Consider the following 26,636-nt stretch of genomic DNA (forward strand, 5'->3'; position numbering starts at 1 on the left):
TCACACGAGTGCGTTGCGTTTGGCCATTTCGATAAGTTCTACAAGAGACTTGGCTTTTAATTTTTGCATCAGGCGTTTTTTATAAGTACTGACGGTTTTATTGCTGAGGAACATGCCTTTGGCTATTTCCTTGTTTGTACGGCCTTGGGCGAATAACTGCAGCACCATCAATTCCCGATCATTGACGGATTTGAATAGTTCCAGTTCTGCATAGCGCCCATCATCATTGCGGACAGGGTTCAAGGCTTGGCTGGGGAAATAGTTATAGCCGGAAAGTACGGCTTTGATTGCACTGACAAGTTCGCTCAGATCCTCCTGCTTGCACACATAACCCGATGCGCCCGATTGCATGCAGCGAATGCCGAACAGAGTGGGGCATTGAGCAGTGAGGACCAGGGTCTTGAATGGCGAACTCATGGCGTTGAAGCGGGCCAGAACCTCCAGGCCGTCAAGCTTGGGAATGCTGATATCGAGAATGATGAGATCGGGCATGCATTCGCGAACCATCTGCATGGCATCGACACCGTTATCGGTTTCTCCGACGACCCTGTAACCCTCATGTTCCAGCAACATTCGAACGGCAAGGCGAATGACCGGGTGATCGTCGACAATAAAAACGGAGTTCATAATCAAGTCCCATACGAGCACAAATAAAGGGCGCACATTAGCTCAGATGAATGTGCACTCGCATGAACTGACTGGGGTTCAGCGGCAATCTAGGATAAGTCCTACAAGTAATGAGGAATCAGACTACGTATGAACTAGGTTTGGCGTAGGTAGATGAGTGAGAAGTTCGAAATGTTTATCGTCTGGGTTTTTTCTGTAGACGAAAAACTGCGCGTTTAAAGAGTAGAAAGGGATTCGTTGTTTCAGGTTTATCCTGCACCAGCATGAATATGAAGAAGAATTTAAATGTACGTTGCCAGCGTGTCTGCCCGAGCGATTCGGCACGAATCGCTCGGGCAGCGAATTTCAGTGGCTGGAGCGCCCCGTCATTTCCAGTGCCATGTCACTGGCGTAGCTGTCGGTCATGCCGGCGATGAAATCGATCATGCGCAGGAACGAAGTGTGCAAGGGGCCGTGCGGATCCGGTGCATTGTTCCCCAGCAAATCAAGGATCCGGCGGCTCTTGAAGGACGGCGTGCGGCCATTGTGTTGTTCCAGGGCGGCACCACAAAAGGCGTTAAGCAGAATCTCCAGCGTCGTGTAGGCGCCGATCTCATGCAGGGTCTTGCGCTTGTCCTGAAAAATCTTCTTGCGGGCAATGTCCTTGGCGTTCAGTACGCAACGTTTGGCCGGGCCATGCATGTGCTCGACCAGATCCCCCGGCAGCGTACCGGCCAGCAGCGCATCCTGTTGTTCGACGAATGCGCGGGCAGCGGCGTTGGTCAGGTGTTCGATGGCCTTGCCGCGAAGAATTGCCAGTTTGCGTCGGCGCGAATCCTGCGGGCCGAGCTGGCGGTAGGTTTCCGGCAGGTCGTCTCCGACCAGGCCGAGCAGCAGGGATTCGACTTCGGCGTATTCCAGCAGCTCCATTTCAAGGCCGTCTTCCAGATCGATCAGCGCATAGCAGATGTCGTCCGCAGCTTCCATCAGATACACCAGCGGATGACGTGCCCAGCGCTGCTCTTCGAGTTGAGGAAGACCGAGTTTGTGGGCGATCTGTTCCAGTATCGGCAGCTCACTCTGATAGCAGCCGAATTTGTGTTTCTTGTAACCAAGGGAGTCGGCGTGACGCGCGGTCCACGGGTACTTCAGATAAGTGCCGAGGGTGGCGTAGGTCAGTCGGGTTCCGCCGTCGAACTGGTGATACTCCAGTTGCGTCAGCACCCGGAAGCCCTGGGCATTGCCTTCGAAATTCAAAAAGTCGCCACGCTCGGCTTCGCTCATCGCATCCAGCCAGCCGCGCCCGGCCGCTTGCTGGAACCAGTGGCGAATCGCGTCTTCGCCGGAGTGGCCGAACGGCGGGTTACCGATGTCGTGTGCCAGACAGGCTGACTGAACCACCATGCCCAGATCGCTGGGTTCGCACCATTCGGGCAACGCACGGCGCAAGGTTTCACCGACACGCATGCCCAGCGAGCGACCGACGCAGCTGACTTCCAGCGAGTGGGTCAGGCGCGTGTGAATGTGGTCGTTGCTCGATACCGGATGCACCTGGGTCTTGCGCCCCAGGCGGCGGAAGGCGCCGGAGAAAATGATGCGGTCATGGTCTTTGTGGAACGGGCTGCGGCCAAGTTCCTGCGGGCTGTGCAACGGTTTGCCGAGACGTTCGCGGTTGAGCAGGGTATGCCAATCCAAGGCTGATTCTCTCCGTCTGGTGACTGATTCCCTAGCTTCCCGGTTCAGGCTGGTATCTGCAAGCGTAACTACAATCCTGCCGCATCGATGTCGATCAACAGCAGACGCTCACCATTGTCGAAAAACTGGCCGGCGGTCAGGCAATACTGGTTGCTGGTGGCGTCGCGATAGGTGTTGGAAAGCGTCAGGCGCCGCTCCTCCCAGCCCTCGGCCAGCAGGTGATAGAAGTACGGGCGCCACGACCAGTTGTGACCCAGGTAGCGATTGTCGGCGACCCATCCGCTTTTGCGCCATTCCAGATTGGGCGTCAGTTGGGTGCCGTGACGATCGCATTGATAAAAGCGCAGCAACCAGGGGAACGCGTCGAGCTGCGGCAAAGCACTGAGCGGAGAGCGCGACTGGGCCCAGGCTTGCAAAATGGTCATGAGTTCGCAGAGTTGCCGACGCATCGACATCCATTTACCACGCTCGGTCAGTTTTTGATCTACGTAGGACTGACGCAATCCGGCAAAGCGCTCGACGAAGTCATCGGTACCGAAAAACGCCTCCTGTGCCCGAGCGAACAGAAAACCCTGCACGTAACGCGATCCGCATTCCAGCGCGAAATTCAGTTGCGCCGCCGTTTCCACACCTTCTGCAATGATCCAGCAACCGGTTTTTTCGGCCATTTGCGCGAGGGCCTTGACCACGTCACTGCTCGGCCCGCCAAGTGCGGCGGCCTGGAACAGGCGCATGTCGAGTTTGAGAATGTCCGGTTGCAGCGCCAGCACGCGATCAAGCTGCGAATAACCGGCGCCGAAATCGTCGATGGCGATCCGGGCACCGGCATCGCGATAGCGCGCCACGACTTCGGTCAGGCGCTGACTGTTTCCGCCAAGTTCAGTGATTTCGAAAACGATCCGTTGCGGGTCTATACCGTGCCGTGCGAGTTGTTTCAGGCTGGGCAGCGCCTGATCGGCACGCAAACGACTGATCCAGCGCGGTGACATGTTCAGGCTGAGAAACCAGTCCGGTGGTGCTTCGTGCAGGCGGCTCAGCGCGTTGTCGCGGATCTGCCGGTCCATTCTGCGCAGCGCGATGGCCGGCGTACGCGGGTCGGCGAACAGCGGTCCGACCGACGCCAGTTGGCCATCGGCCTGGCGCAGACGACCCAGAGCCTCGACCCCTGCAATGCGTCCGGTGGCGGTATCGATGAAAGGTTGAAAGCAGGCGAGCGGTTGCCCGTCGATCACGGGGCCTCCTTATCGTTCTTGTTCTGGTCGAATTCTGCCGGCCGGATAGGCGAGCGGGATTGAATCTCTGGATAAGTGATTCAATCCCGCTGTCATTGCAAGAATGCAGCCAGATGAGAGGGGTCAGCGTTTGCTGGAGTTCTGCATCACCAGTTTGATCAGCGGGGCGAGGCTGGTACCCAGGCGGATCAGTCGGGTCAAGCCGCCGACGCCACCGCTTTTGGCCCCTTTACCCGTGATGAAACCCAGCAGCGTCACAGCCGCTACGCCCCACAACGGCGCGTGCTTGATGCCGAAACCGCCCTGCAGGTTTTGCGTCATGCCACGCATGCGTTGCAGAGGCTGCAGGACCTGGCCGGTTTCGTGGCGGATTTCCTGACGATGCATTTCCATGCGCAGACGGATCAGTGCCTTGCGCATTTCCCGGCGTGAGCTGTTGTGCGGAAGTTCAGGCAGGCTCATGGCAGCAGGCGCTCCCGGTCGTTGGCCAGTTCTTCCAGCGTGCCGTGGAAGGGCGAGGATTCATCGAAGATCGCGGCCTTGAGACGCAGCGCGCAAAAGATTGCCGCCAGGGTGTAGAACACGCACAGCCCAATGATTGCGGCCAGGCGATAGGTGTCCCAGAACACGATCAGTACGAGGGTCGACAGACCGACCAGCAATAGCAGCGCAAACACCAGCGCCAGGCCGGCGAACAGCAACAGGCTGACGGTACGTGCTTTCTGTTCCTGCAGTTCGATGCCGAACAGTTCGACGTGGCTGTGCAGCAGGCCGAGAACGGCAGCACCCAGACGACGCGTGGAGGAGGCGGTGCCCGAGTCCGGGCCGGATTCACCGATCGACATGATCAGCGCCGCGTGGCCAGCAGGCCGATCAGAAAGCCGACGCCGGCGGCGATGCCCACCGATTGCCAAGGGTTGGCGGACACATATTCCTCGGTGGCGTTGACCGCAGCCTGACCACGCTCGCGCAGGGTGTCCTCGGTCAGCTTAAGGGTTTCACGGGCGCGCAGCAGGCTTTCGTGGATCTGTTCGCGCAACTCGTCAGCCTGATCACCGGCCAGCGTGGCGGTGTGTTCCAGCAACCGTTCAGTGTCGCTGACCAGCGTCTGGAAGTCGTTCATCAGGATTTCTTGAGCAGTCTTTGCCTTGATGCTGGCCATGGGGGATCTCCGTAAGTGGCGTTCTGAAGCAGCGTTCTGAAGCGTTCGAGTATGAGCCAAGTGTGAAGGTTCAGTGCAAATGGCTGGTACAACTTTTGCTGTGTCGTGGTGCGTCGATCGGTGGCAGTGCGCTGTTGCCGGGCGCGAAACCGGGCACACCATGGCCCGGATGATGAGGGTTCATGTCAGCCCATCGACCTTGTGCGCCAAAGCGGTTCACCGGACCTCCGGATTAGTGATCGCGCAGTCGCAACTTGGTGCATGAAATGTGCGCATGAACCGCTTTGGTGCCTTTTTCAGCCTTGGGTCTGCCTCCTCATGGAAAATTTGCAAAGCGCTGTGGACACGCTGGTTCACAGTTCCAACACATTGTTCATTCTGATCGGTGCGGTCATGGTGCTGGCCATGCACGCCGGGTTCGCGTTTCTGGAGGTCGGAACAGTTCGCCAGAAAAACCAGGTCAACGCGCTGTCGAAAATTCTCAGCGACTTCGCGGTGTCGACCCTGGCCTATTTCTTTATAGGCTATTGGCTTTCGTACGGGGTGACCTTCCTGCAACCGGCGGCGGTGCTCAGTGCCGATCATGGTTATGGTCTGGTGAAGTTTTTCTTCTTGCTGACCTTTGCGGCGGCGATCCCGGCGATCATCTCCGGCGGCATCGCCGAGCGGGCGCGGTTTTTCCCGCAACTGTGCGCCACGGCGCTGATCGTAGCGTTCATCTACCCTTTTTTCGAAGGCATGATCTGGAACGGCAACTACGGTCTGCAAGCCTGGCTGACCGCGCAGTTCGGTGCCCCTTTCCATGACTTTGCGGGTTCGGTGGTGGTGCATGCCATGGGCGGCTGGCTGGCGCTGGCAGCGGTGTTGCTGCTCGGGCCGCGCAACGGGCGCTATCGCGATGGCAGGCTGGTGGCGTTCGCGCCGTCGAGCATTCCTTTTCTCGCCTTGGGTTCGTGGATCCTGATCGTTGGCTGGTTTGGCTTCAACGTGATGAGCGCGCAAACCCTGCAAGGGGTCAGCGGACTGGTGGCGGTCAACTCGCTGATGGCGATGGTCGGCGGCACGGTGGCGGCGTTGATCGTCGGGCGCAACGACCCGGGCTTTCTGCACAATGGTCCGTTGGCCGGACTGGTGGCGGTGTGTGCCGGTTCCGACCTGATGCACCCGGTCGGCGCGCTGGTGACCGGCGCGGTTGCCGGCGCCTTGTTTGTCTGGTGCTTCACGGCGGCGCAGGTCAAATGGCGCATCGACGATGTGCTGGGTGTCTGGCCGTTGCACGGTTTGTGCGGCGTGTGGGGCGGCATTGCCTGCGGAATCTTCGGCTCGACTGCATTGGGTGGACTCGGTGGCGTCAGCCTGATCAGCCAGTTGATCGGCACCACCCTTGGTGTGGTGGTGGCGCTGATCGGCGGTTTCGCCGTCTACGGTTCGATCAAGGCGTTGCATGGTCTGCGCCTGAGCCAGGAACAGGAGTACTACGGCGCCGACCTGTCGCTGCACAAGATCGGCGCGGTGAGCCAGGACTAGGTTTCCTCATCTTCAGCTCCGGGGTAAAAGCCGTGAAGCAGGCGATAACGATCAAAGCGCACCTGATCGACTTTCTCCTGCACCCGGTGCGCAGGAAACCCCAGCAGGATCAGGGCATGGGAACCGAGCATCAGGCTCGACTCCAGCAGTTCCGGCACCACTTCGCTGGCGCCGGCTGCCTTCAGCTCGGCCGACTGGCTGTCGTCCCGGGTGCGCACCAGGATCGGCACTGTCGGGTTGAGGCGTCGGGCCTCCTTGAGAACCCGCAAGGCCACGTCGGCTTGATCCACGGCAATCACCAGCAACCTGGCGCGCAGTAAACCGACGGCGATCAACAGATCGCCGCGGGTTGAATCGCCGTAGTGGACGTCGCGTTCGGCGGTGGCGGCTTCCTGAATTCGCACCGGATCGTTGTCCAGCGCGATGTAGGTTTGCCCGGCATTGCGCATGAAGCGCCCGATCGACTGACCGACACGGCCGTAGCCACAGATCACCACATGCCCGTCGAACCCGGCATTGAGCGCGCTGATTTCCTCGATCTGCGCTTCTTGATTGGGTTTGCGGTGCAGGGCGGCGGCGATGCGCGGTGCGGCGCGTAACAGCAAAGGGGTCAGCAGCATCGAGCAGAAGGTCGCGGCGAGCAGCAGGGCGCCCAGCTCTGCGGGGAGCAGCCGGGTCTGCTGCATCTGCGCCATCAGGGCGAAGCAGAATTCACCGCCCTGGGCGAGGGCGAGACCGCTGCGCCAGGCCGTTTCAATGTCGCTGCCGCGCCATTTCACCAATAGCGCCACCACCAGGCCTTTGATCACCAGCAAACCCAAGGTCATGCCGATAATCAGCAGGCTGTGGCTGGCGAACAGTTGCAGGTCGATCAGCATGCCGATGCTGACGAAAAACAGTCCCAGCAGAATGTCGCGAAACGGCCGGATATCGGCCTCGATCTGATGTCGGTAATGGCTCTCGCCCAACAGCATGCCCGCGAGGAACGCGCCCAGGGCCGGAGACAGGCCCAGCAAGTGGGTCAGCCAGGCCGTCAGCAACACGATTACCAGTGCCAGCAGCACGAACAATTCCGCCGAGCGGGATGCCGCGACCTCCTGGAACAGGCGTGGCAGCAGCCAGCGGCTGGCCAGCAATAAACCGAAGAACAGCAATACGGTCTTCAACAAGGTCAGGGGCAACGCCCAGTACCAGACCTGATCACTGCTGCCGGCGAATACCGGCACCAATGTCAGCAGCAACACCGCCACTACGTCCTGGAACAGCAGGACGCCCACCGCATTCTGGCCATGGCTGCTGAAGATTTCGCCGAGACTGCCCAGCTCTTTGGTCACAATCGCCGTGGATGACAGCGACAGGCCGGCGCCCATCAGCAAGGCCGGTGTGACGGGCATGCCCAGTAACATCAGCACGCTTCCCAGCAGCAGAGTGGTGATCAGCACCTGCTGGCTGCCCAGACGGAAAACCACCTTGCGCAGGGCAATCATTTTCGACAGGGAGAATTCCAGCCCCAGAGAAAACAGCAGAAACACCACGCCCAGCTCGGCAAGGTCCGGCAAGTGTTCACTTTCATTGATCCAGTCGAACGCCTTCGGCCCGACCATCAACCCCACGCACAGGTAGCCCAGCACAGGTGGCAGGCGCAGGCGTCGGAACAGGGCAATCATCACCAGGGACGACGCCAGAATGATCAGCAGATTGGCAAACACAAGACACTCCGGGACAGGTCAGGCTCTTCAAGCGTAGAGGTAAAAAACACCGGAGCATCGCGTAAATGGCGATTTTGTGGGCTGATTTACATCAGGGTTTTACGAGGGGCGGAATCGAACCCGGTGGGTGGGTCGACGGGCTTTGCGGGCAGGCCTAGAATGATCACTCGATTTTTGGGGTTGAGCGCACATGCTTCCTGAATGCCAGTTGTTCGGCACCCTGGGGTGCCATTTGTGTGAAGTCGCGGAGGCGGAACTGATGCCTTTTGTCGAGCATGGTCTGCTGGTGGAGCTGGTGGATATTGCTGACGACGAATCGTGGTTCGAGGCCTACAGCCTGCGGATCCCTGTCTTGCGCAGGGTCGATACCGGCGCGGAACTGGGGTGGCCGTTCAGCGCCGATCAGGTGGTGGCATTCCTGCGTTGATGGTCTTTCCTCTTTTGCGTTGATGGCGCTCGTCACCTTCGCTCAATCACGGCTTGGCACTTTTCGGGTTATTCGGTTACTGTATGCGCATACAGTAATTGAGTTGGCCTGCCATGCCGTTTCCGGGCATTCGTCAGGGCAAGCCGGATGTCAGAGGGAGCAACCGTGGTCAATGTCGAACAGTTGAAAAGCAGCGTGAACGGGATGTCGGTTGACGTGGTGCGCGAGGCCGTCCACGAATTGCGCCTGGACGGTCTGGTCACGGAAGGCAAGACCCCCTTCAACAAGCTTCATTTCAATACGTGCTTTGCCGAGATCGAGGCCTTGTTCCAGCGTGCCGGCTATCACAAGCAACTGGATGTGGTCGGTTATCAGGGATTGTTGTACGCCTTGTACGATCCGGGCCGTTGGGACGCCGTGGATGTGTTGCGCTGGCTCAAGGAATTCACCGAGGCGGCGGCGCTCAAATCGATCCCTGCCTGATTCTGCACTAGGTCCGCTGCGTCCGGTGTTGGATAATGCCGCTCTGCTTTGAAGGTTAGAGTTTCCGTATGTCCAGCACATCAACGTTTTCCGCCGCACAGAATCAGGCCAGCACGCTGTATCTGCCCCCCGGTAGCTGGCGGACAGTGCTCGACTGCCTGTGTGAGCATTTCAGTGCCATCGGGCGCGATCAATGGCTGGATCGAATCGCCCGGGGCAGGGTGCTCGATGGCCAGGGTCAGCCGATTGCGCTGGACTTGCCCTACAAGGAAGGGCTGCGCATTCACTATTTTCGTGAAGTGCCGGATGAAAAACCGATCCCGGTGGTCGAGTCGATCCTGTATGCGGACGACCATCTGGTGGTGGCGGACAAGCCGCATTTCCTTCCGGTGACCCCGGCAGGCGAGTACGTCGAACAGACGCTGCTTCGTCGATTGATCCGGCGCCTGGACAATCCCCATCTGGTGCCGCTGCACCGGATTGACCGGCACACTGCCGGGCTGGTGATCTTCTCTGCCAATCCACAGACGCGGTCGGCGTATCAGTCGCTGTTTCCGACACGGCAGATCGAAAAACGCTATGAAGCCATTGCGGCCGCGCTGCCCGGGCTGGATTTTCCGTTGGTACACAAGAGCCGCATGATCGACGGTGAACCGTTTTTCCGCATGCAGGAAGGGCCGGGTGTGAGTAACACCGAAACGGCGGTAGAGGTTCGTGAAAAGAATGGCGAACTCTGGCGCTACGGCTTGTATCCGGTGACCGGCAAGAAGCATCAGCTACGGGTGCACATGACGGCGCTGGGGGCGAGCATCTGCAATGATCCGTTTTACCCTGAAGTGCTCAAAGACGTTGAGGATGACTACGCCAATCCGCTCAAACTCCTGGCGCAGGGGTTGCGATTCATCGATCCGGTCACAGGGCTGGTGCGCGAATTTGAAAGCCGGATCACGCTGGACTGGTGATCCCGGGTATCAACCCTTTTCTGCCAGACACGAAAAAGCCCGCATATTGCGGGCTTTTCTGTATCCGCTGTCGAACTGAAGACTTACAGCTCTTTGACAGTGCGGATCTGATCCTTGTTGATGCGGGTGTGCTTGCCGTCCAGTTGTTCGAACTCGTAGAAGCCCGAATCTTCATCATACTTGGGGGCGTCGACAGCCTGGATTTCGCGACCGTCATTCAAGGTGATCACTGTTGGCGAGGCGCAACCGGCGAGGGTGGCAAGGCCCAGTGCGAGCATGAAAGTGGCGAGGGTCCGTTGAGTCATGAGTGTGTCTCCGAAGGGAAATTCTTTTGGTTACTGAGCTTGAGACGTATACAAGGCGTGCAAGTTCCTTGAATGCTGTCAGTCTGACACAGTGTTGTGCGAACTCAACAGTTCAGGGGTGTTGAGATTGGCCAGCCGTGGGTCGTTGTCGGGGCAAACCAGGGCCTGGGCATCGAGACTGCGCATCAGTCGGCCCGGGCTACGTTCCCCGGCTTTCCACGCGTCTTCGAAAGCCGGCAGGAGTGCCACCGGGATCACGCAAAGCAGCGGTTCCCAGTGATCGTCATGTCTCAACATTAAAGGTTTTTCAGAATTCAGACTGGCCGCTTCTCGCAGGCTTTGCATCAGTGGCAGATCGATTCGTGGAACATCGCAGGGCAGAACCAGCAGATGGGCGTGGCGCGCAGCTTTCAATCCGGCGCGAATACCGGCCAATGGTCCGGGAAAGTCTTCCTCGTCGTCTGTCACCAACTGATCAGCGTAGGGCGCGTAACGCTCACGATTGCGGTTGCAGGAAATGATCAGGTCATCCGTCAGCAGGCGTGCGTTGTGTTGCACGTGCGCAATCAGCGGTTTTCCTTGCCACTCCACGAGTCCTTTGTCCTGACCTCCCATGCGTTGGCCGCGGCCACCCGCCAGCAACAGGATCGAGCAAGGTGGCAGCGGTATATTCGAAGTCATGGCAACTCTGCGCAAGGTCGGCAAAAAAATAGGGTGCTGTGATATAACACCGGGCTGTTTCTCCTACAACTGGACGAGCCTATGAAAGCCAAGGCTGATGTACCTTTCGCACCGCTCAACATCGCTGTTCTGACGGTTAGCGACACTCGAACCCTTGAAACCGATACCTCCGGCCAGGTTTTCGTCGATCGCTTGACGGCCGCTGGCCACAATCTGGCGGAGCGGGTGCTACTCAAAGATGACCTGTACAAAATCCGTGCACAAGTCGCCCACTGGATTGCCGAAGATGTGGTGCAAGTGGTGCTGATTACTGGAGGCACCGGTTTTACAGGTCGCGACAGTACCCCCGAAGCCGTTGCCTGCCTGCTCGATAAACAGGTTGATGGTTTTGGTGAGCTGTTTCGCCAGATTTCGGTTGCCGATATTGGCACCTCCACGGTGCAATCCCGTGCATTGGCAGGCCTGGCCAACGGCACACTGGTCTGCTGTCTGCCGGGCTCGACCAATGCAGTGCGTACTGGTTGGGATGGCATCCTTGCCGAGCAACTGGACTCTCGACATCGGCCCTGCAATTTCGTCGCTCATTTGAAACAGGCAGCGCCTTGTGAATCCCGTGGGTAAGCCAGGCAAGACCGGCAGTCTGATGCCAGTCGAGGAGGCATTGGCGCGTCTGCTGGAAATGGCCGACGCCTCACGGGTTGTCGAGCGTGAACATTTGCCGCTGGCGCAGATTCAGGGACGAATCCTGGCGCAGGACCTGTTGTCGACGCTGGATCTGCCGCCATGGCCCAACAGCGCGATGGATGGCTATGCGCTGAATCTGTCGAACTGGACCGGTAAGCCTATGACGGTCAGTCAAAAAATCTTTGCCGGGCAGGCGCCAGATTCATTGGCGCCAGGCACATGCGCCCGAATCTTCACGGGGGCGCCCGTACCTCCGGGGGCAGACGTTGTCGAGATGCAGGAAAATGTCGAGGTTCACGCCGATGGCCGAGTGAGTTTCATCGAGCCGATGTCAATCGGGCAGAACATCCGCCCGCAAGGTCAGGAAACCACGGTAGGGGAACTGGTATTGCCGGCTGGAACGCGACTGGGTCCGATAGAACAAGGTCTGGCCGCGTCGTTGGGGTGTGCCGCTCTCGACGTCATTCGCAAGGTGCGCGTAGCGGTCTTGTCGACCGGCGATGAGCTGGTAGAGCCGGGAACGCAATTGGGCCCGGGGCAAATCTACAACAGCAATCGGGTATTGCTGTGCAGCTGGTTGCAGCGGATTGGATGTGACGTGGTGGATGCCGGGATTCTTCCTGATGATTTATCCGCTACTCGCGCACGTCTTGGGGAGTTGTGTAATGTGGATCTGATTCTTTCGACCGGTGGTGTGTCGGTCGGTGAAGCGGATTTTCTTGGCATAGCGTTGAGGGAAGAGGGGGAGCTGACACTCTGGAAGCTCGCTATCAAACCTGGAAAACCTCTGACAGTGGGGCACTTTCGCGGCATCCCGGTCATCGGTTTGCCGGGCAATCCCGCTTCTACCCTGGTGACCTTCGCCTTGCTGGCACGGCCTTATCTGCTGCGCCGGATGGGCGTGCCGGATGCCGAACCATTGAAGTTTTCGGTGCCGGCAGGATTTGTCTGGCCGCAGGCCGGGAATCGCCGCGAATATTTGCGCGGGCGCCTGGAGCAGGGAAAGGCGACTATCTACCGTAACCAGAGCTCGGGCGTACTGCGCAGCGCCGCGTGGGCCGATGGGCTGGTTGAGGTTAAGGAAGGACGAACCCTTGTTGAAGGAGACAGTGTGCCTTTCATACCATTGAGTGAGCTTTTGGGCTGAGTCAGGACTGTGATATGCAGGCTCGGCAGAGATGACCGATGCCTGCATCCCGTTCAACGGCTGATCAAGGCTACGAGTTGATCGAACCGGCTGTTGGCAACCCAGCCAAGCAGTCCGAGTACCACTGTTGTCGCGCCTGCCGAGTAGGCAAGGCGGTGCTTGATGGCTTTGACATCTCCTCTGACTTCATCCATGTCGCGGCGGATGTACTTGAGATGGGTTTCCAGCTCGCTGACACGAGGTTCCATATCGGTTTCTCCGGTTTTCCTGGCACTGCTGTTGAACTCGGTTTTATGACTGGCACGACTTTCGGTAGGAGGCATGACCGGAATTACGGGCACTCTTGCTTCATTGCTTTGCATTGAACTGCCCGTCCGCTGTTTTGAGTTCCGTTTGGCTAATGCCGGCATGCAACCTTTCGAAGCTCCTTGAGCTGTTTCCACTCATTTACTGCACATCCTTGTGTTGTCGGATTGAAGATCGTTGACGCCCCACACGTTCTACCAATGGGTGAGTCAGGTCAATTAAGGCGATTCCTCACGTTCTGTACGAAAAAGTACCTTCATGTAGGACGAGCAATCCCGCTGCTGGAATAAGTCCATGACGCCTGCGACTTTTTTACCGGTATTGAGGGTCAAGATGTTCCGTACAGGTTCATATTCGGGAGTGAGGATAATGAGTGAACGCAGGGCATTGATGATTCTGCATGGCAAGCAGGCACTCAACGAGGCCGTTCGCGCCGCTGTCGAGGCCAAGCGTGGTCAGGGTTGGGAGCTGGCAGTGCGCCTGACTTGGGAGGCGGGTGATGCTCAGCGGCTGGTGGAGGAGGCATTGGCGTCCGGATTCAGTCAGATCATCGCTGGCGGAGGGGACGGCACCCTGCGTGACATCGCCGAGGCGTTGGCGGCGCAGCCGGGCAAGGCCAGTCTCACGCTGTTGCCACTGGGAACCGCCAACGATTTTTCGCGTGCAGCAGGTATCCCGTTGGAGCCAGCCGAAGCATTGGAGTTGCTTGACGCTCCTTCACATGACATTGATCTGGGTGAAGTGGGCGGGCAGATCTTCTTGAACATGGCCACCGGTGGATTCGGTAGCCAGGTCACGGCCAATACCTCGGAGGATCTGAAAAAGGTTCTGGGAGGTGCGGCCTATCTGTTCACCGGCCTCTCGCGTTTCAGTGAACTGCATGCCGCCTACGGCGAACTGCAGGGACCGGACTTTCACTGGCGTGGCGAGCTGCTGGCGCTGGGGATCGGCAATGGCCGTCAGGCCGGCGGGGGGCATGTATTGTGCCCGGAGGCACTGGTGGATGACGGTCTTCTGGATATCAGTATATTGCCGGCACCGCAGGAGCTGGTCGGCACGCTGAAAACCTTGCTCAGTGATGGTTTCGGCATCGATAACATGTTCGTGCGAACCCGTTTGCCGTGGGTCGAGATCAAGGTTGCGGAGGGGCTCTGCATCAATCTCGATGGCGAACCACTGGAAGGCAACAGCCTGCGATTCGCAGCGCGTCCGGGAGCGCTGCGTGTGCATCTGCCCAAGGATTCGCCATTGTTGGGCGGAATCCGTGAGTTCAGTCGTCCAGACTGATGATCTGTTCGCGCACGGCAAACAGCACCAGACCCGCCACGTCGTAGATCTGCAGGCGCTTCATGATCTGCGAACGGTGGGTTTCCACGGTCTTGATGCTCAGGCCCAGACCGTTGGCGATCTCACGTGTGGATTTGCCGCGCACGATCAGGCGCAGGATTTCGAGCTGGCGTGCAGTCAGGTTGTGTGACTCGACAGTCTCTGGCTGCTGCTTCAGATTGCGGGTCAACGCCTGATTGATCACGGTGTGGGCAATGGCCGGACTCAAGTAGCGTTCATTATTGCGCAGGGCTTCCAGCGCATGCTCAAGCTCGGTGGCGGTGGTGTCTTTGAGCAGATAGCCGTGAGCCCCGGATTCCAGCGCCTGCATGATCAGCGCCGGATCGGTATGCATCGACAGGATCAGGACCTTACTCTGTGGGCGGACTCGTCTCAGCCGTTCCAGGGCTTCCAGGCCACTGGTTTCTTTCATGGAAATATCAAGCAACACGATATCGGGAGACAGGTGCTCGACCATCTCCAGCAATTGCGAGCCGTCATTTGCTTCACCGATTACCGCGTAACCGGGAATATCCAGTACCAGGGCGCGCACGCCGGCCCTGATCAGCGAGTGGTCATCCACCAGAAGTAAGTTACAAGTCAACGCATAACCTTATTCGTACTGGCCCGCTCGAGTGCCCGGGGCGCCCAGGGGAATAGTGCTTCGATTTGAGTACCTTTGCCCGGCTCACTGGTGACGCTCAGTGTGCCGCCCAGTTGCTCGATCCGTTCAGCCATCCCGGCCATGCCCCGTTGTCCCTCACGGGCGGGATTGGCCGCCGGAGAGAAACCCAGGCCATCATCGCTGATCAGCAAGGTCAGGCCCTGGGGCAGGCGCTGCAAGCGGATCAACAGATTTCTGGCTTGCGCATGGCGAAGGATGTTCGTCACTGCTTCCTGAGTGATGCGAAAGGCCGCTATGGCCATTTCTTCCGGGATTCCGTTCAGGCGTTGCTGGCAGTCCAGACTCCAGTGCACCGTGGAGTTGGTCAATACCTTGAGCAAATGTGCGCGCAAACTGGCTTCAAGGCCGAGGCTGGTCAGTTGTCGCGGGTTAAGAATGGCCGAAACATCGCGAACCTTGTTGAGGGTTTCATCAAGGGTGTCGCAGAGTGCGGAGCATTGCTCCTGCATGTCGTCCGGCAGTCGACGCTTCAGCCATTCGCTTTGCAGCTTGGCGGCGGTCAGCAACTGGCCGATATCGTCGTGGAGTTCACGACTCAGGCGATGGCGCTCGTTTTCCTGGACTTCCAGGAGCCGATCGGCCAGCTCCTGAGGCTGGAATTTGATGGATTTGCGCGACAGGCGATGCTGTGTCCAGACGCAGCCGGCAGCCGCCACATTGATCAGCATCAGACCGAGTGACAACTGCGCGGACAGACCATAGGTCAACAGGCTGCCCAGCGCCGCACCCGTGCACAGCAAAAGTGTGAACCGGCGGGCATTTTCTCGGGAGGGAGGCCATGTAGTGATTGACTTGAGGCTGGCGTACATAACGGATGGAGCCAATGGATGTTCGCTGCGGGAAGACCGGTCAGAATGGAGGGCGGTCTCTGTCTGAAAAATTGTGATTCAGGTTGTTGATTTCAAAACGGTCCAGTGATCGGTAAATGACTGCCAACTTCGCTGGAGACGATCATTGAAGTCACAGTGCCATTAAGTGAAAACAACTAACGCGCGGCATAATACCACTTAACATACCGTTGGTCGCGTTTGCCCTATATGTCCAAAGAGTCAGGAAATATTCAATGTTGGACGAGGGTTCCATAATGGAAAAAGTTGAATTATCGGGGCCGATAATTATCGACTCCATAGCGGGCCTTCCTTTTATACACAGGAAAACCCTGGCTTGAGCAGATGAAAGTCTGCTTCGCCAAGCATGATTATTTATTGAATGAAGTCGCGGACAGGCATGAATTATTCAATTGCGACATTTGAAGGCAAATACTTATGAGCCGAGATCCAGGCCCATGATGGCATGGTTACGCTTGCTGCTCCGACCAGCTCACGAGAGATAAAGGTTTGCCGCTGCGCAACGGCTGAAAGTGGTTTTGTCCGACCTGAAAGGCAAACGCCTCGATGAGCGAGACCTGCTCGCTTTCATCCAGGCTCAGCTGCCCGGTGCGAGGGTCGATCAGCTCCAACTGCCAGGCGATCAGGGTCAAACAATCCTTCAGTGCCGTCAGCGCCTGTGCGTGCAGGTCCACGTGGTCCTGCGCCTGGGCGAGCAGGCCGTGAAGATGCAGGGAGAATTCGGAGACCGCATCCAGCGCCAGGGCACCGGCCTTGTTTGCCAGCTTCAGAAGGGTGCTGAGCATGCAATCGATGGCGTCCTTGTCATTGCTGATCAACTGCAAGTGACTGAGACATTCTTCGGACTTGGCCAGGAGCATTTCAGCCTCGACAAGAAATTCGGGGAAGCGCTGCGTCCAGTCATCACGGTCGTTCGGCATGCTTATCTCCACCACGTCATGTCTGATGAGGGAATGCCGTGTGTGTCGACGATCATGAACCGTCGCGTGATCGCGCCCCGGCGTGCAAAGACACAGGCCTGGGGTTTCAAGAGGATGTGTTTCCACTGAACTGCGATCGCACACAATAGCCTGACTCCGTTCATGCAATGAGAATGGCGTCACATTAATGGCTATTGGATATCGCGAACATCAGGTTGGGCCTGATTGTTACTAAGGGATTCCCTTAGGCACGGGAACCTGTCGCGCAAACTGAGGTCGCGCCGAAGAGAATGTAGCAGATGATTTCACCGGGCCAGTAAAGCATGATGTTAATGTGACATCAATGCCTGTTCATGGCATTTTGTTAGGGATTTGTGACGGAATCAAGATCCGTCAGATCCAGCCGATAACCCCCAATAGTGAATTCATCAGAACAAGCCCAGGAGTCATTGATGGCCGGCATTCTCGACACGGTAGACCAACGCACGCAACTGGTGGGTGAGAATCGCCTGGAAATTCTCATGTTTCGACTGGCCGGACGCCAATTGTTCGCGATCAACGTGTTCAAGGTTCAGGAAGTCCTGCAACTGCCGAAGCTGACTCTGATGCCCCAGCGTCACCCGTTTGTCTGCGGCGTGGTCAATCTGCGCGGCCAGACGCTGCCCGTGATCGACCTGTCCCAGGCGATCGGCATGCGGCCATTGGTGCCGGGCCCGAACAGCACGATCATCGTCACCGAATACAACCGTTCGGTGCAGGCGTTCCTCGTCGGTGGCGTGGATCGCATCGTCAACATGAACTGGGAAGCCATCCTGCCGCCGCCGACCAGCGCCGGTCGCCAGCATTACCTGACGGCCATCAGCAAGGTCGACGATCAGTTGGTGGAAATCATCGACGTCGAGAAAGTCCTCGCCGAAATCGTGCCTTACAACGCCAAGGTTTCCCGCGACAAACTGGACGATCCGGTGCTCGAACGCGCCCGTGGCCGCGAAGTGTTGCTGGTGGACGACTCCAACGTCGCGCTCTCGCAATTGCGCGACACCCTCGGCCAGTTGGGCGTGAAGATGCACATCGCCAGTGACGGTCTGAAAGCCCTGAACATGCTCAAGGCGTGGGCGGACACGGGGGTGAACATGACCGACAAACTGCTGATGGTGTTCACCGACGCGGAAATGCCGGAAATGGACGGCTATCGCCTGACCACCGAAATCCGCAACGACCCGCGCCTGCGTGGCCTGTATGTGGTGTTGCACACCTCGCTGTCCGGCAGTTTCAACGACTCGATGGTGAAGAAGGTTGGTTGCGACAATTTCCTCTCCAAGTTCCAGCCGGACAAACTGGTGGATGTGGTGCGCCAGCGTCTGATGCTCGACGCCGTACCGGCCTGATCTGTGGGAGCGAGCTTGCTCGGGATGGCGGTGTCACATTCAATATTTTTATGGGCTGAAACGCCGCTTTCGCGAGCAAGCTCGCTCCCACAGTTTTTGGGCTTTGATTCGCTGACGAAGCTCGTATAGGGTGGCGTTTTTGACCCACCAGGGAGCTGGCCATGCTGCGTTTGAGCGCGCTTTATCGTTACCCGTTGAAATCCGCCAAGGGTGAAGTCCTGCAAGGGATCGGCCTGGACAAACTGGGGCTTGAGGGCGATCGACGCTGGATGCTGGTGGACGAGGCCAGCGGGCGGTTCCTGACCCAGCGTGCCGAAGCGAAGATGAGCCAGCTATCGGCGCTGTGGAGTGCCAGCGGCGGTCTGACGCTCAGCGCGCCGGGGCATTCGGCAATCGATGTCGACTTACCTGGCAGCGAAGCCGACCTGCGTGGTGTGACCATCTGGCGCGACACCTTGCGTGTACCGGATGCTGGTGATGAAGCGGCCCGTTGGGTCAGCGAGTTCATCGGCAAACCGACCCGTCTGGTGCAAGTGCCGCTGGATCGCGCTCGTACGACCCAGGCCGGGTACGGCAACGATGACGACCAAGTGGCATTCGCCGATGGTTTCCCGCTGCTGCTGATTGGCGAGGCATCGCTGCAACATCTGTCGCAGGAAGTCGGGCGTCCGCTGGAAATGCTGCGGTTCCGTCCGAATCTGGTGATCGAAGGCAGCGAGGCGTATGCCGAGGATGGCTGGAAGCGCATCCGCATCGGCGATGTCGAATTCCGGGTGGTCAAGTCCTGCTCGCGGTGCATTCTCACCACGATCGATCCGCAGACCGGTGAACGCAGCGCTGACCGCGAACCACTGGCGACCCTGCAGAAGACTCGCGCCCAGGCCGATGGCGCAATGTTCGGCCAGAACCTGGTCAACGACAGCAACGGCCGGCTTGAAGTCGGCATGCCGGTGGAAATCCTCGAATAACCCGCCCTGAAACGAAAAATGCCCGTGTCCTTGGACACGGGCATTTTTCATGACCGCAGAAAACCAGGGTTTCAGCCGCGGTATTCGCACAGGTAAGCGGTGTCGACGGCCACTTTCAGCTGGAACTTGCTGTTGGCGGGCACGTTGAACTGGCTGCCGGCGGCGAAGGTTTCCCAGTCGCTGCTGTCTGGCAGCTTGACGGTCAGTGCGCCCGAAACCACGTGCATGATTTCGCGCTGGCTGGTGCCGAATTCGTATTCGCCCGGGGCCATGACGCCGATGGTCGCAGGACCTTCAGCGGTGCCAAAAGCGATCGACTTGACGGTGCCGTCGAAGTACTCGTTGACTTTAAACATGGGCGATTCCTCTCGAAAAGGGCTTAAAAGGGTTAAAAAGGGTTAAAAAGGGTTAAAAAGGGTCGGCCAGTATGCACAAGGCTTCTGGCGCCGTCACCTGCGCTAGAGCGGCAGCACCAATGGCAATAATCGGGCGGTATTGCGCGCATCTTCCAGCGCCCGGTGCTGTTGACCGGTGAATTGCATGCCCGCCAGTTGCAACGCGCCATTGAGGCCCAGCGGCCGTTCGAGGCGTCGGGCCTTGGCAAAGCGCTGTTTGAGATTCATGTGCGGCACCCGGCTCAGGGCGCTGTCGAGTTGCAGCCGCTGCCATTCCTGAAGCAACTGTTTGCGGTCGTAATCGCCCCAACTGGCCCAGCCTTCAAGGCGCGTCTGATGCTGACCGAGCCAGCGCTCGAAGGCAGGCCAGACTTCGTTGAGCGTCTGGGCCGAGTCGATGTTGGCCTGGGTGATGTGCGTGAGTTCGCGGCAAAAAGCCGTCAACAAGGGGCGCCGCGTCGGTTTGACGAAGCGCTGAAAGTGATCCTGCTCGCGACCGGCGCGATCCACCAGGGTCGCGCCGATCTCGATGATCTCCATTTCCGTAACCGGCCAGCCACCCTCATCGGTGGTGGCTTCCAGATCTATGACCAGCCAATGGGGCATCGCAGGGTTCCTGATTTCCGCGTCCTGATTATTCAGAGCGTAGTCAAACCTTGCGGATGCGCGCGGCGACTACTCGACCTGCAACAGAACCTGACGATTTTTTACCTGATCGCCGACCTTGACCTGCACCCGCTTGAGCACGCCGTCGATGCCGGCCTTGAGCGGATGCTCCATTTTCATCGCTTCCAGCACCACCAGCAGTTGGCCCTTGCTGACCGGGCTGCCTTCGCTGACGAGCACATCGATGATGGCGCCATCCATCGGGGCTTTCAACGTGCCGGAACTGACGCTGGTCTGACTGTCGATCACCGCGTGAGTTCGATCCACCAGGTGCAGGCTGCCGGGGTGGGTGAACAGCCAGAGCTGGTCGTCGCGAAGGCGATAGGCATGGCGCTGGCGCAGGCCGTCGATTTCCAGTGTCACGGCCCCGGCGGTGTGCTCGACCCATTTGAGTTCGATGACGCGCTCCGCGACCTGCACTGCAAACGTGTTGTCCGGACTGGCGCGCAGTTGCACGTTCCAGTCGCGGGCGTCGAGGCCGATGCGATAAAGCAACGGCGCACCGGCATTGTTGCGCCATCCGGACAGCGGGGCGCGATATTGCTGCGCGGCGGATTGGTAAAACAGCACCGCCGCGACGGCCAGCTCTTCGGCACTGGGCGAATAGGCGTGCAGGCAGTCGTGATCTGAGAAGTGTTGAGGGATAAAGCCAGTGCCGAATTCCCCGCTGATGAACTGCGGATGCTGCAACAGGCTGGCGAGCAACCGCTGATTGCTCTGCACGCCAAGCAACACGCTGTCCTGCACCGCACACAACAGTTTGCGCCGGGCCTCTTCACGGGTTGCGCCGTGGGCGATCAGTTTGCCGAGCATCGGGTCGTAGAACGGTGAGATCGACTGGTCTTCGATCAGGCCGTGATCGATCCGCGCACCGCGATCCAGTGCCGGCGCCCAAGCTTCGACACGCCCGGTCTGAGGAAGAAAACCCTGGGCCGGATCTTCGGCATAGAGGCGCACTTCCATGGCGTGGCCATTGAGTTTCACCTGCGCTTGGGTCAGCGGCAGCGGCTGGCCCTCGGCGACCGACAGTTGCCACGCCACCAGGTCCAGCCCGGTAATCAATTCAGTCACCGGGTGCTCGACCTGCAACCGGGTATTCATCTCCAGGAAGTAAAACCGGCCATCGGTATCAAGCAAAAACTCCACAGTGCCGGCGCCGACATAGTTCACCGCACGTCCGGCCTTGAGCGCCGCTTCGCCCATCGCCTGACGCAGTTCTTCGGTCATCACCGGGCACGGTGCTTCTTCGATGACTTTCTGATGGCGCCGCTGGATCGAACAATCGCGCTCGCCGAGGTAGATCAGGTTGCCATGCGTGTCGCCGAACAGCTGCACTTCGACATGACGCGGTTCGATCAGCGCCTGTTCGAGGATCAGTTCATCGCTGCCGAAACCGTTCAAGGCTTCGGAGCGAGCCGTGCGCAACTGCGCCGGCAGCTCTTCGGCGCTGTGCACCAGTCGCATGCCGCGTCCGCCACCGCCGGCGCTGGCCTTGATCATCAGTGGGTAACCGATACGTTCGGCTTCACGGGTCAGGGGCGCGTCGTCCTGCTCGGCGCCTTGGTATCCGGCGATGCATGGGACGCCGGCGGCGAGCATGGCAATTTTCGACTGGCGTTTGCTGCCCATCAGTTCGATGGCTTCGACGCTGGGGCCGATGAAGGTCAGGCCGGCCTGTTCGCAAGCCCGGGCGAATTCGGCATTTTCCGAGAGGAAACCGTAGCCGGGATGGATCGCGTCGGCGCCGCTGCGCCGGGCGGCATCGAGGATCGCCGGGATGTTCAGGTAGGACTGCTGCACCGGCGCCGGGCCGATGTTCACCGCTTGATCGGCCATCTGCACGTGCAGCGCATCGGCGTCGGCGTCGCTGAAAACGGCGACCGTGCGATAACCGAGGGCCTGGGCGGTGCGCTGGATGCGGCAGGCGATTTCACCGCGGTTGGCGATCAGGATTTTGTGGAGGGCGGGCATGGTGGTTTTCCTGAATGTTGGCGGTGAATTGAAGGGCTTCATCGCGAGCAGGCTCGCTCCCACAGGGTCAGGTGCTCCATCCGGGTTTGCGCTTTTGCACAAACGCCATCGTGCCTTCGATCCCTTCGGCGCCGGTCACCGCTTCGCTGAACCACTGCGCGGCTTCGTCCAGCAATTCACTCGACGGCTGGCCGGCGCTGGCCAGCAGCAGTTTTTTCGTCACGGCATTCGCTTCGGGGGCGCAACACAAAACGTGATCGAGCACTTCATCCAGCCGCTCGGCGAGCGCCTGTGGGTCCTGCTCGACAAAATGCACCAGCCCCAGGCGCCGGGCCTGGTGGCCGTCGAAGCGAGCGGCGGTCAGGGCCAGGCGACGGGCTTCAGTGAGACCGATGCGCTGCACCACAAACGGCGCAATCTGCGCCGGCAGCAGGCCAAGGCTGGTTTCCGGCAAACCGAATTGCGCCTGATGATCGGCGATGGCGATATCGCTGACACAGGCCAGACCGAAGCCGCCCCCGAGCACCGCGCCCTGCAACACGGTGATCAGCACTTGCGGCGCGTGCTGCGCTTCTTCCAGCAATGACCCGAAGGCACGGTTCAGATCGCGATAGGCATCGCTGCCCTGGGCGCGGGCATTGGCCATGTCCTTGATGTCGCCGCCGGCACAGAAATGCCCACCGGCACCGCTGAGCACCAGTGCGCGAACGCTGCGGTCATCGCGCACCTCTGCCAGCACGGCGCGCAACTCGGCGACCATTTGCAGGCTCATGGCGTTGCGGCTTTCCGGGCGATTGAGGGTGATGTGCAACACGCCGTTGTGCCGTTCCAGCAGCAGCGTCTGGCAATCGGGCAGGGCGCTCATTTCTTTTTCCCCGGCAGGATGCCCATCAGTTTGCAAATGATCCCCAGCATGATTTCATCGGCGCCGCCGCCAATCGACACCAGCCGCGCGTCGCGGTAGGCGCGGGCCACCGGGTTGTCCCACATGAAACCCATGCCGCCCCAATATTGCAGGCAACTGTCGCTGACTTCGCGGCCAAGACGTCCGGCCTTGAGCTTGGCCATCGAGGCCAGTCGGGTGACGTCCTGGCCCTTCACATATTGCTCGGTGGCCTGATAGACCAGCGCCCGCAGGCATTCGATTTCGGTCTGCAATTCGGCGAGACGGAAGTGGATCACCTGATTGTCGATCAGCGCGTTGCCGAAGGTCTTGCGCTCCTTGCAGTACTCGATGGTGCTGTCGACGCAATATTCCAGGCCCTTGATCATGTTGGCCGCGCCGAACAGACGTTCCTCCTGGAACTGCAGCATCTGCATCATGAACCCGGCGCCTTCATGGCCGATGCGATTGCGCTGGGGCACGCGTACGTTGTCGAAAAACACCTGGGCGGTTTCCGAGCTGCGCATGCCGAGCTTGTCCAGATGCGAGCTGAGGCTGATGCCCGGCGTGTTCATCGGCACCATGATCAGCGACTTGTTGACGTGCGGTTTGTCGTCCGAGGTGTTGGCCAGCAGGCAGATGAAGTCGGCGCTCGGCGAGTTGGTGATCCACATCTTGCTGCCGTTGATCACATAGTCGTCGCCGTCCTTGCGCGCGGTGGTCTTGAGCCCGGCGACGTCGGAACCGGCGCCGACTTCCGAGACGCCGATGCAACCGACCTGCTCGCCGGTGATCGCCGGACGCAGAAATTCTTCGCGCAATTCATCGGAGCCGAAGCGGGCGAGGGCGGGGGTGCACATGTCGGTCTGCACGCCGATCGACATTGGAATACCGCCGCAGTGGATGGTGCCGAATTCTTCGGCCGCGACGATCGAATAGCTGTAATCCAGGCCCATGCCGCCGAATTTTTCCGGCTTGGAAATCCCCAGCAAACCGAGGTCGCCGGCCTTGCGGAAAATCTCGTGGATCGGAAAGCGCCCGGCCTTTTCCCATTCATCGACGTGCGGGTTGATCTCGTGCTCGACGAACTGGCGGACGGTACGGCGCAGGGCTTCGTGTTCCGGGGTGAAGATCATTTTTATTGTTCTCCTTTAATCCGTGGCGATCAGAACCGGCTGACGCCGAAGCTGTTGGGTTGCAGCGTGCGCACGTCGGCTTCGTGGCAGATGTCCAGCAGATAGCCGAGCAGGGTGCGGGTGTCGCGCGGATCGATCAGCCCGTCGTCCCACAGGTTGGCGCTGCCGTAGAGAGCGGTGGACTGGCTGTCGAGTTTCTGCGCGGTGACCTGCTCCAGCATGTCGAGCATTTTCGGGTCGGGTACCAGGCCGTCCTTGAGTTGTTTGGCTTCGGTGACGATGCGCAGCACCTTGCCGGCCTGGGCGCCGCCCATCACCGCCGTGCGGCTGTTGGGCCAGGCGAAGATGAAGCGCGGATCGAGCCCGCGTCCGCACATCGCGTAGTTGCCCGCACCGTAGGAGCCACCGACCACGATTGTCAGTTTCGGCACCCGTGCATTGGCCACGGCCTGAATCAGTTTTGAGCCGTGCTTGATCACGCCGTGCTGTTCCGATTCGGTGCCGACCATGAAGCCGGTGGTGTTGTGAAAAAACAGCAGCGGCGTCTGGCTCTGGTCGCACAGTTGAATGAACTGCGCCGCCTTGCTCGCGCCATTGGGCGTGATCGGCCCGTTGTTGCCGATGAAACCGCAGGTGCGCCCCTGAATTTTCAGGTGGCCGCAAACAGTCTGCTGATCGAACTCGCCCTTGAACTCCAGGAAGCGCGATTCATCGGTGATCCGCGCAATGATTTCGCGCACGTCGTAAGGTTTTTTCGGGTCGTCCGGAATCAGGCCGAGCAGTTCGTCGATGGGGTACAGCGGCTCCTTGAATTGCGGTTTGGGCAACCACGGTATTTGCTCGTTCCAGTTCAGCAGGCTGACGATTTCCCGCACCTGACGCACGCCGTCGGCATCGTTTTCGGCCAGGTATTCGGCGGTGCCGGCCACTTGTGCGTGCATCTCGGCGCCGCCCAGTTCTTCGTCGGTGGCGACTTCACCGGTCGCTGCTTTAAGCAACGGCGGGCCGGCAAGAAACAGCTTGGCCTTGCCGCGCACCACCACCACGTAATCCGACAGCCCCGGCTGATAGGCGCCGCCAGCGGTGGCCGAGCCGTGCACCACGGTGATCTGCGGCAAACCCATCGCCGACATCCGCGCCTGATTGGCAAAACTGCGCGCGCCCTCGACGAAAATCTCCGCCGCGTAATTGAGGTTGGCGCCGCCGCTTTCGGCGAGGGTGATCACCGGCAGTTTGTTTTCCTGAGCGATCTGTTGCAGGCGCAGGGATTTTTTCAGACCCGACGGGGAAATCGTCCCGCCCTTGATCGCGCTGTTGTTCGCCACGATCAAGGCGCGCACGCCGGACACGTAGCCGATGCCCGCGATCAAGCCGCCACCGGCCGAACTGCCGTCCTTGTCGTCGTGCAGTTTGTAGCCGGCCAGGCTCGCCAGTTCGAGGAATGGCGCGCCGGGGTCGAGTAGCAGGTTCAGGCGTTCGCGGGGCAGCAACTGTCCGCGCTTGTCGAATTTCGGTTTGGCTTCGGCAGCCTTGTTCAGCAGGTTCTGTTCGAGTTGCTGGACTTGCTCGATGGCCGCGAGCATCGCTGCGCGATTGCGAGCGAAGGCTTCGCTGTGCGGGTCAAGTTGGGACTGGATCTGCGGCATGGCTTACTCCTTGTCCTTCAAGACGTCCGGCATATAGGCCCGGTGAAAACCGTTGAAGGATTCGCTGTGGGTCGCCTTGTGCAGCGGCCATGCTCGACTGCCCAGACTGGCTGCGCCGTCGATGCGCAAGGTGCTGCCGCTGATGAACGCGGCAGCCGGGCTGAGCAGAAACACGATCGCCGCGCTGACTTCCGACTCGGTGCCGATGCGCTTGAGCGGCACGTGTTCGCGTAAGGTCGGGATCACGGCTTTGAACGCGCCTTCGTAAGTGTCCATGCCGCTGGAAGCGATCCAGCCCGGGGCCAACGCATTCACCCGTACCCCGGCGTAACCCCATTCGAACGCCGCCGTTTTGGTGAAGTTGTCCATGCCCGACCGCGCGGCGCCGGAGTGGCCCATACCGGGCATGCCGCCCCACATGTCGGCGAGCATGTTGACGATGCTGCCGCCGTGTTTGCTCATCGACTGGTTGAACACTTCCCGGGCCATCAGGAAACCGCCGACCAGATTGGTCCGCAGCACGGTTTCGAAACCTTTCTGATTGATCGAGGCCAGGGGCGACGGGTACTGGCCGCCGGCATTGTTGACCAGTCCGTGGATCGGCCCGTGTGCCCGGATCAGTTCGCTGATCAGTGCTTTCACGGCTTCTTCGTCGCGAATGTCGCAGGTGTTCCAGGCGGCGAGACCGCCGTCTTCGGCAATTTCGGCAGCGACGGTTTGAAGCTTTTCCGGTTTGCGTCCGACCAATATAACGTTGGCCCCGAGCGCCGCCAGTTCATGGGCGGTGCAACGCCCGATGCCACTGCCGCCTCCGGTGACGATGACGGTCTGACCGCTGAACAGATCAGCCCTGAAAATCGATTCGAACGCCATGGTGC

29 protein-coding genes are annotated in these 26,636 nt (G+C 59.5%); 9 read left to right on the plus strand and 20 right to left on the minus strand.

From position 1 onward, the window contains the following. The 6 genes from N8H71_RS08470 to N8H71_RS08495 form a co-directional block, all read right to left on the minus strand. Positions 1 to 627: a response regulator transcription factor gene (locus N8H71_RS08470; protein WP_262193621.1), complete on the minus strand. Its 627-nt coding sequence runs from the start codon at positions 625 to 627 to the stop codon at positions 1 to 3. Positions 628 to 972: 345 nt separating this feature from the next. Beyond that, the gene (locus N8H71_RS08475; RefSeq protein WP_262193622.1) at positions 973 to 2,301 is read right to left on the minus strand and encodes a deoxyguanosinetriphosphate triphosphohydrolase; all 1,329 of its coding nucleotides are present in this window, start codon (positions 2,299 to 2,301) and stop codon (positions 973 to 975) included. A gap of 68 nt (positions 2,302 to 2,369) precedes the next feature. Then, positions 2,370 to 3,533 carry an EAL domain-containing protein gene (locus tag N8H71_RS08480; protein ID WP_262193623.1) on the minus strand — a complete coding sequence of 388 codons (1,164 nt, stop codon included), beginning with the start codon at positions 3,531 to 3,533 and terminating at the stop codon, positions 2,370 to 2,372. A gap of 123 nt (positions 3,534 to 3,656) precedes the next feature. Then, positions 3,657 to 3,995 carry a hypothetical protein gene (locus tag N8H71_RS08485; protein ID WP_262193624.1) on the minus strand — a complete coding sequence of 113 codons (339 nt, stop codon included), beginning with the start codon at positions 3,993 to 3,995 and terminating at the stop codon, positions 3,657 to 3,659. Then, positions 3,992 to 4,378 carry a phage holin family protein gene (locus N8H71_RS08490; RefSeq protein ID WP_007955728.1) on the minus strand — a complete coding sequence of 129 codons (387 nt, stop codon included), beginning with the start codon at positions 4,376 to 4,378 and terminating at the stop codon, positions 3,992 to 3,994. Before N8H71_RS08490 ends, N8H71_RS08485 begins: the two co-directional genes overlap by 4 nt. A 2-nt stretch (positions 4,379 to 4,380) precedes the next feature. Next, positions 4,381 to 4,695, minus strand: coding sequence for a DUF883 family protein (locus tag N8H71_RS08495; RefSeq protein ID WP_115078734.1), 315 nt, complete (start codon positions 4,693 to 4,695; stop codon positions 4,381 to 4,383). 318 nt (positions 4,696 to 5,013) lie between these two features. Between N8H71_RS08495 and N8H71_RS08500 the strand changes: the two genes are divergently transcribed. After that, positions 5,014 to 6,222, plus strand: coding sequence for an ammonium transporter (locus N8H71_RS08500; RefSeq protein ID WP_262193625.1), 1,209 nt, complete (start codon positions 5,014 to 5,016; stop codon positions 6,220 to 6,222). Here N8H71_RS08500 and N8H71_RS08505 read toward each other — a convergent pair. Continuing rightward, positions 6,219 to 7,931, minus strand: coding sequence for a cation:proton antiporter (locus tag N8H71_RS08505; protein WP_262193626.1), 1,713 nt, complete (start codon positions 7,929 to 7,931; stop codon positions 6,219 to 6,221). The two genes, N8H71_RS08500 and N8H71_RS08505, sit on opposite strands and share 4 nt — an antisense overlap. Positions 7,932 to 8,121: 190 nt before the next feature. Here N8H71_RS08505 and N8H71_RS08510 point away from each other — a divergent pair, with 190 nt between their 5' ends. From N8H71_RS08510 to N8H71_RS08520, 3 genes are all read left to right on the plus strand, one after another. Beyond that, the gene (locus N8H71_RS08510; RefSeq protein ID WP_007955734.1) at positions 8,122 to 8,358 is read left to right on the plus strand and encodes a glutaredoxin family protein; all 237 of its coding nucleotides are present in this window, start codon (positions 8,122 to 8,124) and stop codon (positions 8,356 to 8,358) included. A gap of 165 nt (positions 8,359 to 8,523) precedes the next feature. Further along, complete coding sequence (locus N8H71_RS08515; protein ID WP_007955735.1) at positions 8,524 to 8,841, plus strand: hypothetical protein; 318 nt, start codon at positions 8,524 to 8,526, stop codon at positions 8,839 to 8,841. Between the two features lie 68 nt (positions 8,842 to 8,909). Continuing rightward, a complete protein-coding gene (locus N8H71_RS08520; protein ID WP_262193627.1) occupies positions 8,910 to 9,803 on the plus strand; it encodes a pseudouridine synthase in 894 nt (297 codons plus the stop codon). Positions 9,804 to 9,886: 83 nt separating this feature from the next. Here the strand turns inward: N8H71_RS08520 and N8H71_RS08525 are convergent, their stop codons facing one another. After that, positions 9,887 to 10,108, minus strand: a complete 222-nt coding sequence (locus N8H71_RS08525) for a YgdI/YgdR family lipoprotein (RefSeq protein ID WP_007955739.1) — start codon at positions 10,106 to 10,108, stop codon at positions 9,887 to 9,889. Positions 10,109 to 10,186: 78 nt separating this feature from the next. Continuing rightward, positions 10,187 to 10,789, minus strand: coding sequence for a molybdenum cofactor guanylyltransferase MobA (mobA, locus tag N8H71_RS08530; RefSeq protein WP_262193628.1), 603 nt, complete (start codon positions 10,787 to 10,789; stop codon positions 10,187 to 10,189). A gap of 81 nt (positions 10,790 to 10,870) precedes the next feature. Here mobA and moaB point away from each other — a divergent pair, with 81 nt between their 5' ends. Both moaB and N8H71_RS08540 read left to right on the plus strand, forming a co-directional pair. Next, on the plus strand, positions 10,871 to 11,410 hold the full coding sequence (gene moaB / locus N8H71_RS08535) for a molybdenum cofactor biosynthesis protein B (RefSeq protein WP_262193629.1): 540 nt from the start codon (positions 10,871 to 10,873) through the stop codon (positions 11,408 to 11,410). Next, positions 11,394 to 12,620, plus strand: coding sequence for a molybdopterin molybdotransferase MoeA (locus N8H71_RS08540; RefSeq protein WP_262193630.1), 1,227 nt, complete (start codon positions 11,394 to 11,396; stop codon positions 12,618 to 12,620). Before moaB ends, N8H71_RS08540 begins: the two co-directional genes overlap by 17 nt. Before the next feature lie 53 nt (positions 12,621 to 12,673). Here the strand turns inward: N8H71_RS08540 and N8H71_RS08545 are convergent, their stop codons facing one another. Further along, positions 12,674 to 12,982, minus strand: coding sequence for a hypothetical protein (locus N8H71_RS08545; protein WP_262193676.1), 309 nt, complete (start codon positions 12,980 to 12,982; stop codon positions 12,674 to 12,676). Positions 12,983 to 13,295: 313 nt separating this feature from the next. On the opposite strand from N8H71_RS08545, the gene yegS reads away from it, so the two are divergent. Continuing rightward, positions 13,296 to 14,213, plus strand: a complete 918-nt coding sequence (gene yegS / locus N8H71_RS08550; RefSeq protein WP_262193631.1) for a lipid kinase YegS — start codon at positions 13,296 to 13,298, stop codon at positions 14,211 to 14,213. On the opposite strand, the gene N8H71_RS08555 is transcribed toward yegS, so the two are convergent. The 3 genes from N8H71_RS08555 to N8H71_RS08565 form a co-directional block, all read right to left on the minus strand. Continuing rightward, positions 14,197 to 14,856, minus strand: a complete 660-nt coding sequence (locus N8H71_RS08555) for a response regulator transcription factor (RefSeq protein WP_262193632.1) — start codon at positions 14,854 to 14,856, stop codon at positions 14,197 to 14,199. The two genes, yegS and N8H71_RS08555, sit on opposite strands and share 17 nt — an antisense overlap. Next, positions 14,853 to 15,746: a sensor histidine kinase gene (locus N8H71_RS08560; protein ID WP_262193677.1), complete on the minus strand. Its 894-nt coding sequence runs from the start codon at positions 15,744 to 15,746 to the stop codon at positions 14,853 to 14,855. The genes N8H71_RS08555 and N8H71_RS08560 overlap by 4 nt, the downstream gene beginning before the upstream one ends. Before the next feature lie 488 nt (positions 15,747 to 16,234). Further along, positions 16,235 to 16,705, minus strand: coding sequence for a hypothetical protein (locus N8H71_RS08565; RefSeq protein ID WP_262193633.1), 471 nt, complete (start codon positions 16,703 to 16,705; stop codon positions 16,235 to 16,237). Positions 16,706 to 17,157: 452 nt separating this feature from the next. Between N8H71_RS08565 and N8H71_RS08570 the strand changes: the two genes are divergently transcribed. Both N8H71_RS08570 and N8H71_RS08575 read left to right on the plus strand, forming a co-directional pair. Continuing rightward, positions 17,158 to 18,093 carry a chemotaxis protein CheV gene (locus N8H71_RS08570; protein ID WP_217830830.1) on the plus strand — a complete coding sequence of 312 codons (936 nt, stop codon included), beginning with the start codon at positions 17,158 to 17,160 and terminating at the stop codon, positions 18,091 to 18,093. 161 nt (positions 18,094 to 18,254) lie between these two features. After that, complete coding sequence (locus N8H71_RS08575; RefSeq protein ID WP_262193634.1) at positions 18,255 to 19,061, plus strand: MOSC domain-containing protein; 807 nt, start codon at positions 18,255 to 18,257, stop codon at positions 19,059 to 19,061. Between the two features lie 71 nt (positions 19,062 to 19,132). Here the strand turns inward: N8H71_RS08575 and N8H71_RS08580 are convergent, their stop codons facing one another. The 7 genes from N8H71_RS08580 to N8H71_RS08610 form a co-directional block, all read right to left on the minus strand. Next, on the minus strand, positions 19,133 to 19,417 hold the full coding sequence (locus tag N8H71_RS08580) for a pyrimidine/purine nucleoside phosphorylase (RefSeq protein ID WP_007940055.1): 285 nt from the start codon (positions 19,415 to 19,417) through the stop codon (positions 19,133 to 19,135). A 102-nt stretch (positions 19,418 to 19,519) separates the two neighbouring features. Next, a complete protein-coding gene (locus N8H71_RS08585; RefSeq protein ID WP_262193635.1) occupies positions 19,520 to 20,062 on the minus strand; it encodes an exonuclease domain-containing protein in 543 nt (180 codons plus the stop codon). Between the two features lie 69 nt (positions 20,063 to 20,131). Then, the gene (locus N8H71_RS08590; protein ID WP_262193636.1) at positions 20,132 to 22,093 is read right to left on the minus strand and encodes an acetyl/propionyl/methylcrotonyl-CoA carboxylase subunit alpha; all 1,962 of its coding nucleotides are present in this window, start codon (positions 22,091 to 22,093) and stop codon (positions 20,132 to 20,134) included. A 67-nt stretch (positions 22,094 to 22,160) separates the two neighbouring features. Continuing rightward, on the minus strand, positions 22,161 to 22,958 hold the full coding sequence (locus N8H71_RS08595; RefSeq protein ID WP_262193637.1) for an enoyl-CoA hydratase/isomerase family protein: 798 nt from the start codon (positions 22,956 to 22,958) through the stop codon (positions 22,161 to 22,163). After that, positions 22,955 to 24,112, minus strand: a complete 1,158-nt coding sequence (atuD, locus tag N8H71_RS08600) for a citronellyl-CoA dehydrogenase (protein ID WP_262193638.1) — start codon at positions 24,110 to 24,112, stop codon at positions 22,955 to 22,957. The genes N8H71_RS08595 and atuD overlap by 4 nt, the downstream gene beginning before the upstream one ends. Before the next feature lie 29 nt (positions 24,113 to 24,141). After that, positions 24,142 to 25,758, minus strand: a complete 1,617-nt coding sequence (atuC, locus tag N8H71_RS08605) for a geranyl-CoA carboxylase subunit beta (RefSeq protein ID WP_262193639.1) — start codon at positions 25,756 to 25,758, stop codon at positions 24,142 to 24,144. 3 nt (positions 25,759 to 25,761) lie between these two features. Continuing rightward, a complete protein-coding gene (locus N8H71_RS08610) occupies positions 25,762 to 26,631 on the minus strand; it encodes an SDR family oxidoreductase (protein ID WP_262193640.1) in 870 nt (289 codons plus the stop codon). Positions 26,632 to 26,636 lie beyond the last annotated feature (5 nt).

It is taken from the genome of Pseudomonas koreensis (assembly GCF_025447595.1).
GTDB classification, from domain to species: Bacteria; Pseudomonadota; Gammaproteobacteria; order Pseudomonadales; family Pseudomonadaceae; genus Aquipseudomonas; species Aquipseudomonas koreensis_H.

What these genes read in the sequence shown, in the direction of transcription:
- N8H71_RS08470 (WP_262193621.1), bottom strand. Translation starts at nt 627, where the DNA reads ATGAACTCCGTTTTTATTGTCGACGATCACCCGGTCATTCGCCTTGCC.
- N8H71_RS08485 (WP_262193624.1), bottom strand. Translation starts at nt 3,995, where the DNA reads ATGAGCCTGCCTGAACTTCCGCACAACAGCTCACGCCGGGAAATGCGC.
- N8H71_RS08490 (WP_007955728.1), bottom strand. Translation starts at nt 4,378, where the DNA reads ATGTCGATCGGTGAATCCGGCCCGGACTCGGGCACCGCCTCCTCCACG.
- N8H71_RS08495 (WP_115078734.1), bottom strand. Translation starts at nt 4,695, where the DNA reads ATGGCCAGCATCAAGGCAAAGACTGCTCAAGAAATCCTGATGAACGAC.
- N8H71_RS08500 (WP_262193625.1), top strand. Translation starts at nt 5,014, where the DNA reads ATGGAAAATTTGCAAAGCGCTGTGGACACGCTGGTTCACAGTTCCAAC.
- N8H71_RS08510 (WP_007955734.1), top strand. Translation starts at nt 8,122, where the DNA reads ATGCTTCCTGAATGCCAGTTGTTCGGCACCCTGGGGTGCCATTTGTGT.
- N8H71_RS08520 (WP_262193627.1), top strand. Translation starts at nt 8,910, where the DNA reads ATGTCCAGCACATCAACGTTTTCCGCCGCACAGAATCAGGCCAGCACG.
- N8H71_RS08525 (WP_007955739.1), bottom strand. Translation starts at nt 10,108, where the DNA reads ATGACTCAACGGACCCTCGCCACTTTCATGCTCGCACTGGGCCTTGCC.
- mobA (WP_262193628.1), bottom strand. Translation starts at nt 10,789, where the DNA reads ATGACTTCGAATATACCGCTGCCACCTTGCTCGATCCTGTTGCTGGCG.
- moaB (WP_262193629.1), top strand. Translation starts at nt 10,871, where the DNA reads ATGAAAGCCAAGGCTGATGTACCTTTCGCACCGCTCAACATCGCTGTT.
- N8H71_RS08545 (WP_262193676.1), bottom strand. Translation starts at nt 12,982, where the DNA reads ATGCAAAGCAATGAAGCAAGAGTGCCCGTAATTCCGGTCATGCCTCCT.
- yegS (WP_262193631.1), top strand. Translation starts at nt 13,296, where the DNA reads ATGAGTGAACGCAGGGCATTGATGATTCTGCATGGCAAGCAGGCACTC.
- N8H71_RS08560 (WP_262193677.1), bottom strand. Translation starts at nt 15,746, where the DNA reads ATGTACGCCAGCCTCAAGTCAATCACTACATGGCCTCCCTCCCGAGAA.
- N8H71_RS08565 (WP_262193633.1), bottom strand. Translation starts at nt 16,705, where the DNA reads ATGCCGAACGACCGTGATGACTGGACGCAGCGCTTCCCCGAATTTCTT.
- N8H71_RS08570 (WP_217830830.1), top strand. Translation starts at nt 17,158, where the DNA reads ATGGCCGGCATTCTCGACACGGTAGACCAACGCACGCAACTGGTGGGT.
- N8H71_RS08575 (WP_262193634.1), top strand. Translation starts at nt 18,255, where the DNA reads ATGCTGCGTTTGAGCGCGCTTTATCGTTACCCGTTGAAATCCGCCAAG.
- N8H71_RS08580 (WP_007940055.1), bottom strand. Translation starts at nt 19,417, where the DNA reads ATGTTTAAAGTCAACGAGTACTTCGACGGCACCGTCAAGTCGATCGCT.
- N8H71_RS08585 (WP_262193635.1), bottom strand. Translation starts at nt 20,062, where the DNA reads ATGCCCCATTGGCTGGTCATAGATCTGGAAGCCACCACCGATGAGGGT.
- N8H71_RS08590 (WP_262193636.1), bottom strand. Translation starts at nt 22,093, where the DNA reads ATGCCCGCCCTCCACAAAATCCTGATCGCCAACCGCGGTGAAATCGCC.
- N8H71_RS08595 (WP_262193637.1), bottom strand. Translation starts at nt 22,958, where the DNA reads ATGAGCGCCCTGCCCGATTGCCAGACGCTGCTGCTGGAACGGCACAAC.
- atuD (WP_262193638.1), bottom strand. Translation starts at nt 24,112, where the DNA reads ATGATCTTCACCCCGGAACACGAAGCCCTGCGCCGTACCGTCCGCCAG.
- atuC (WP_262193639.1), bottom strand. Translation starts at nt 25,758, where the DNA reads ATGCCGCAGATCCAGTCCCAACTTGACCCGCACAGCGAAGCCTTCGCT.
- N8H71_RS08610 (WP_262193640.1), bottom strand. Translation starts at nt 26,631, where the DNA reads ATGGCGTTCGAATCGATTTTCAGGGCTGATCTGTTCAGCGGTCAGACC.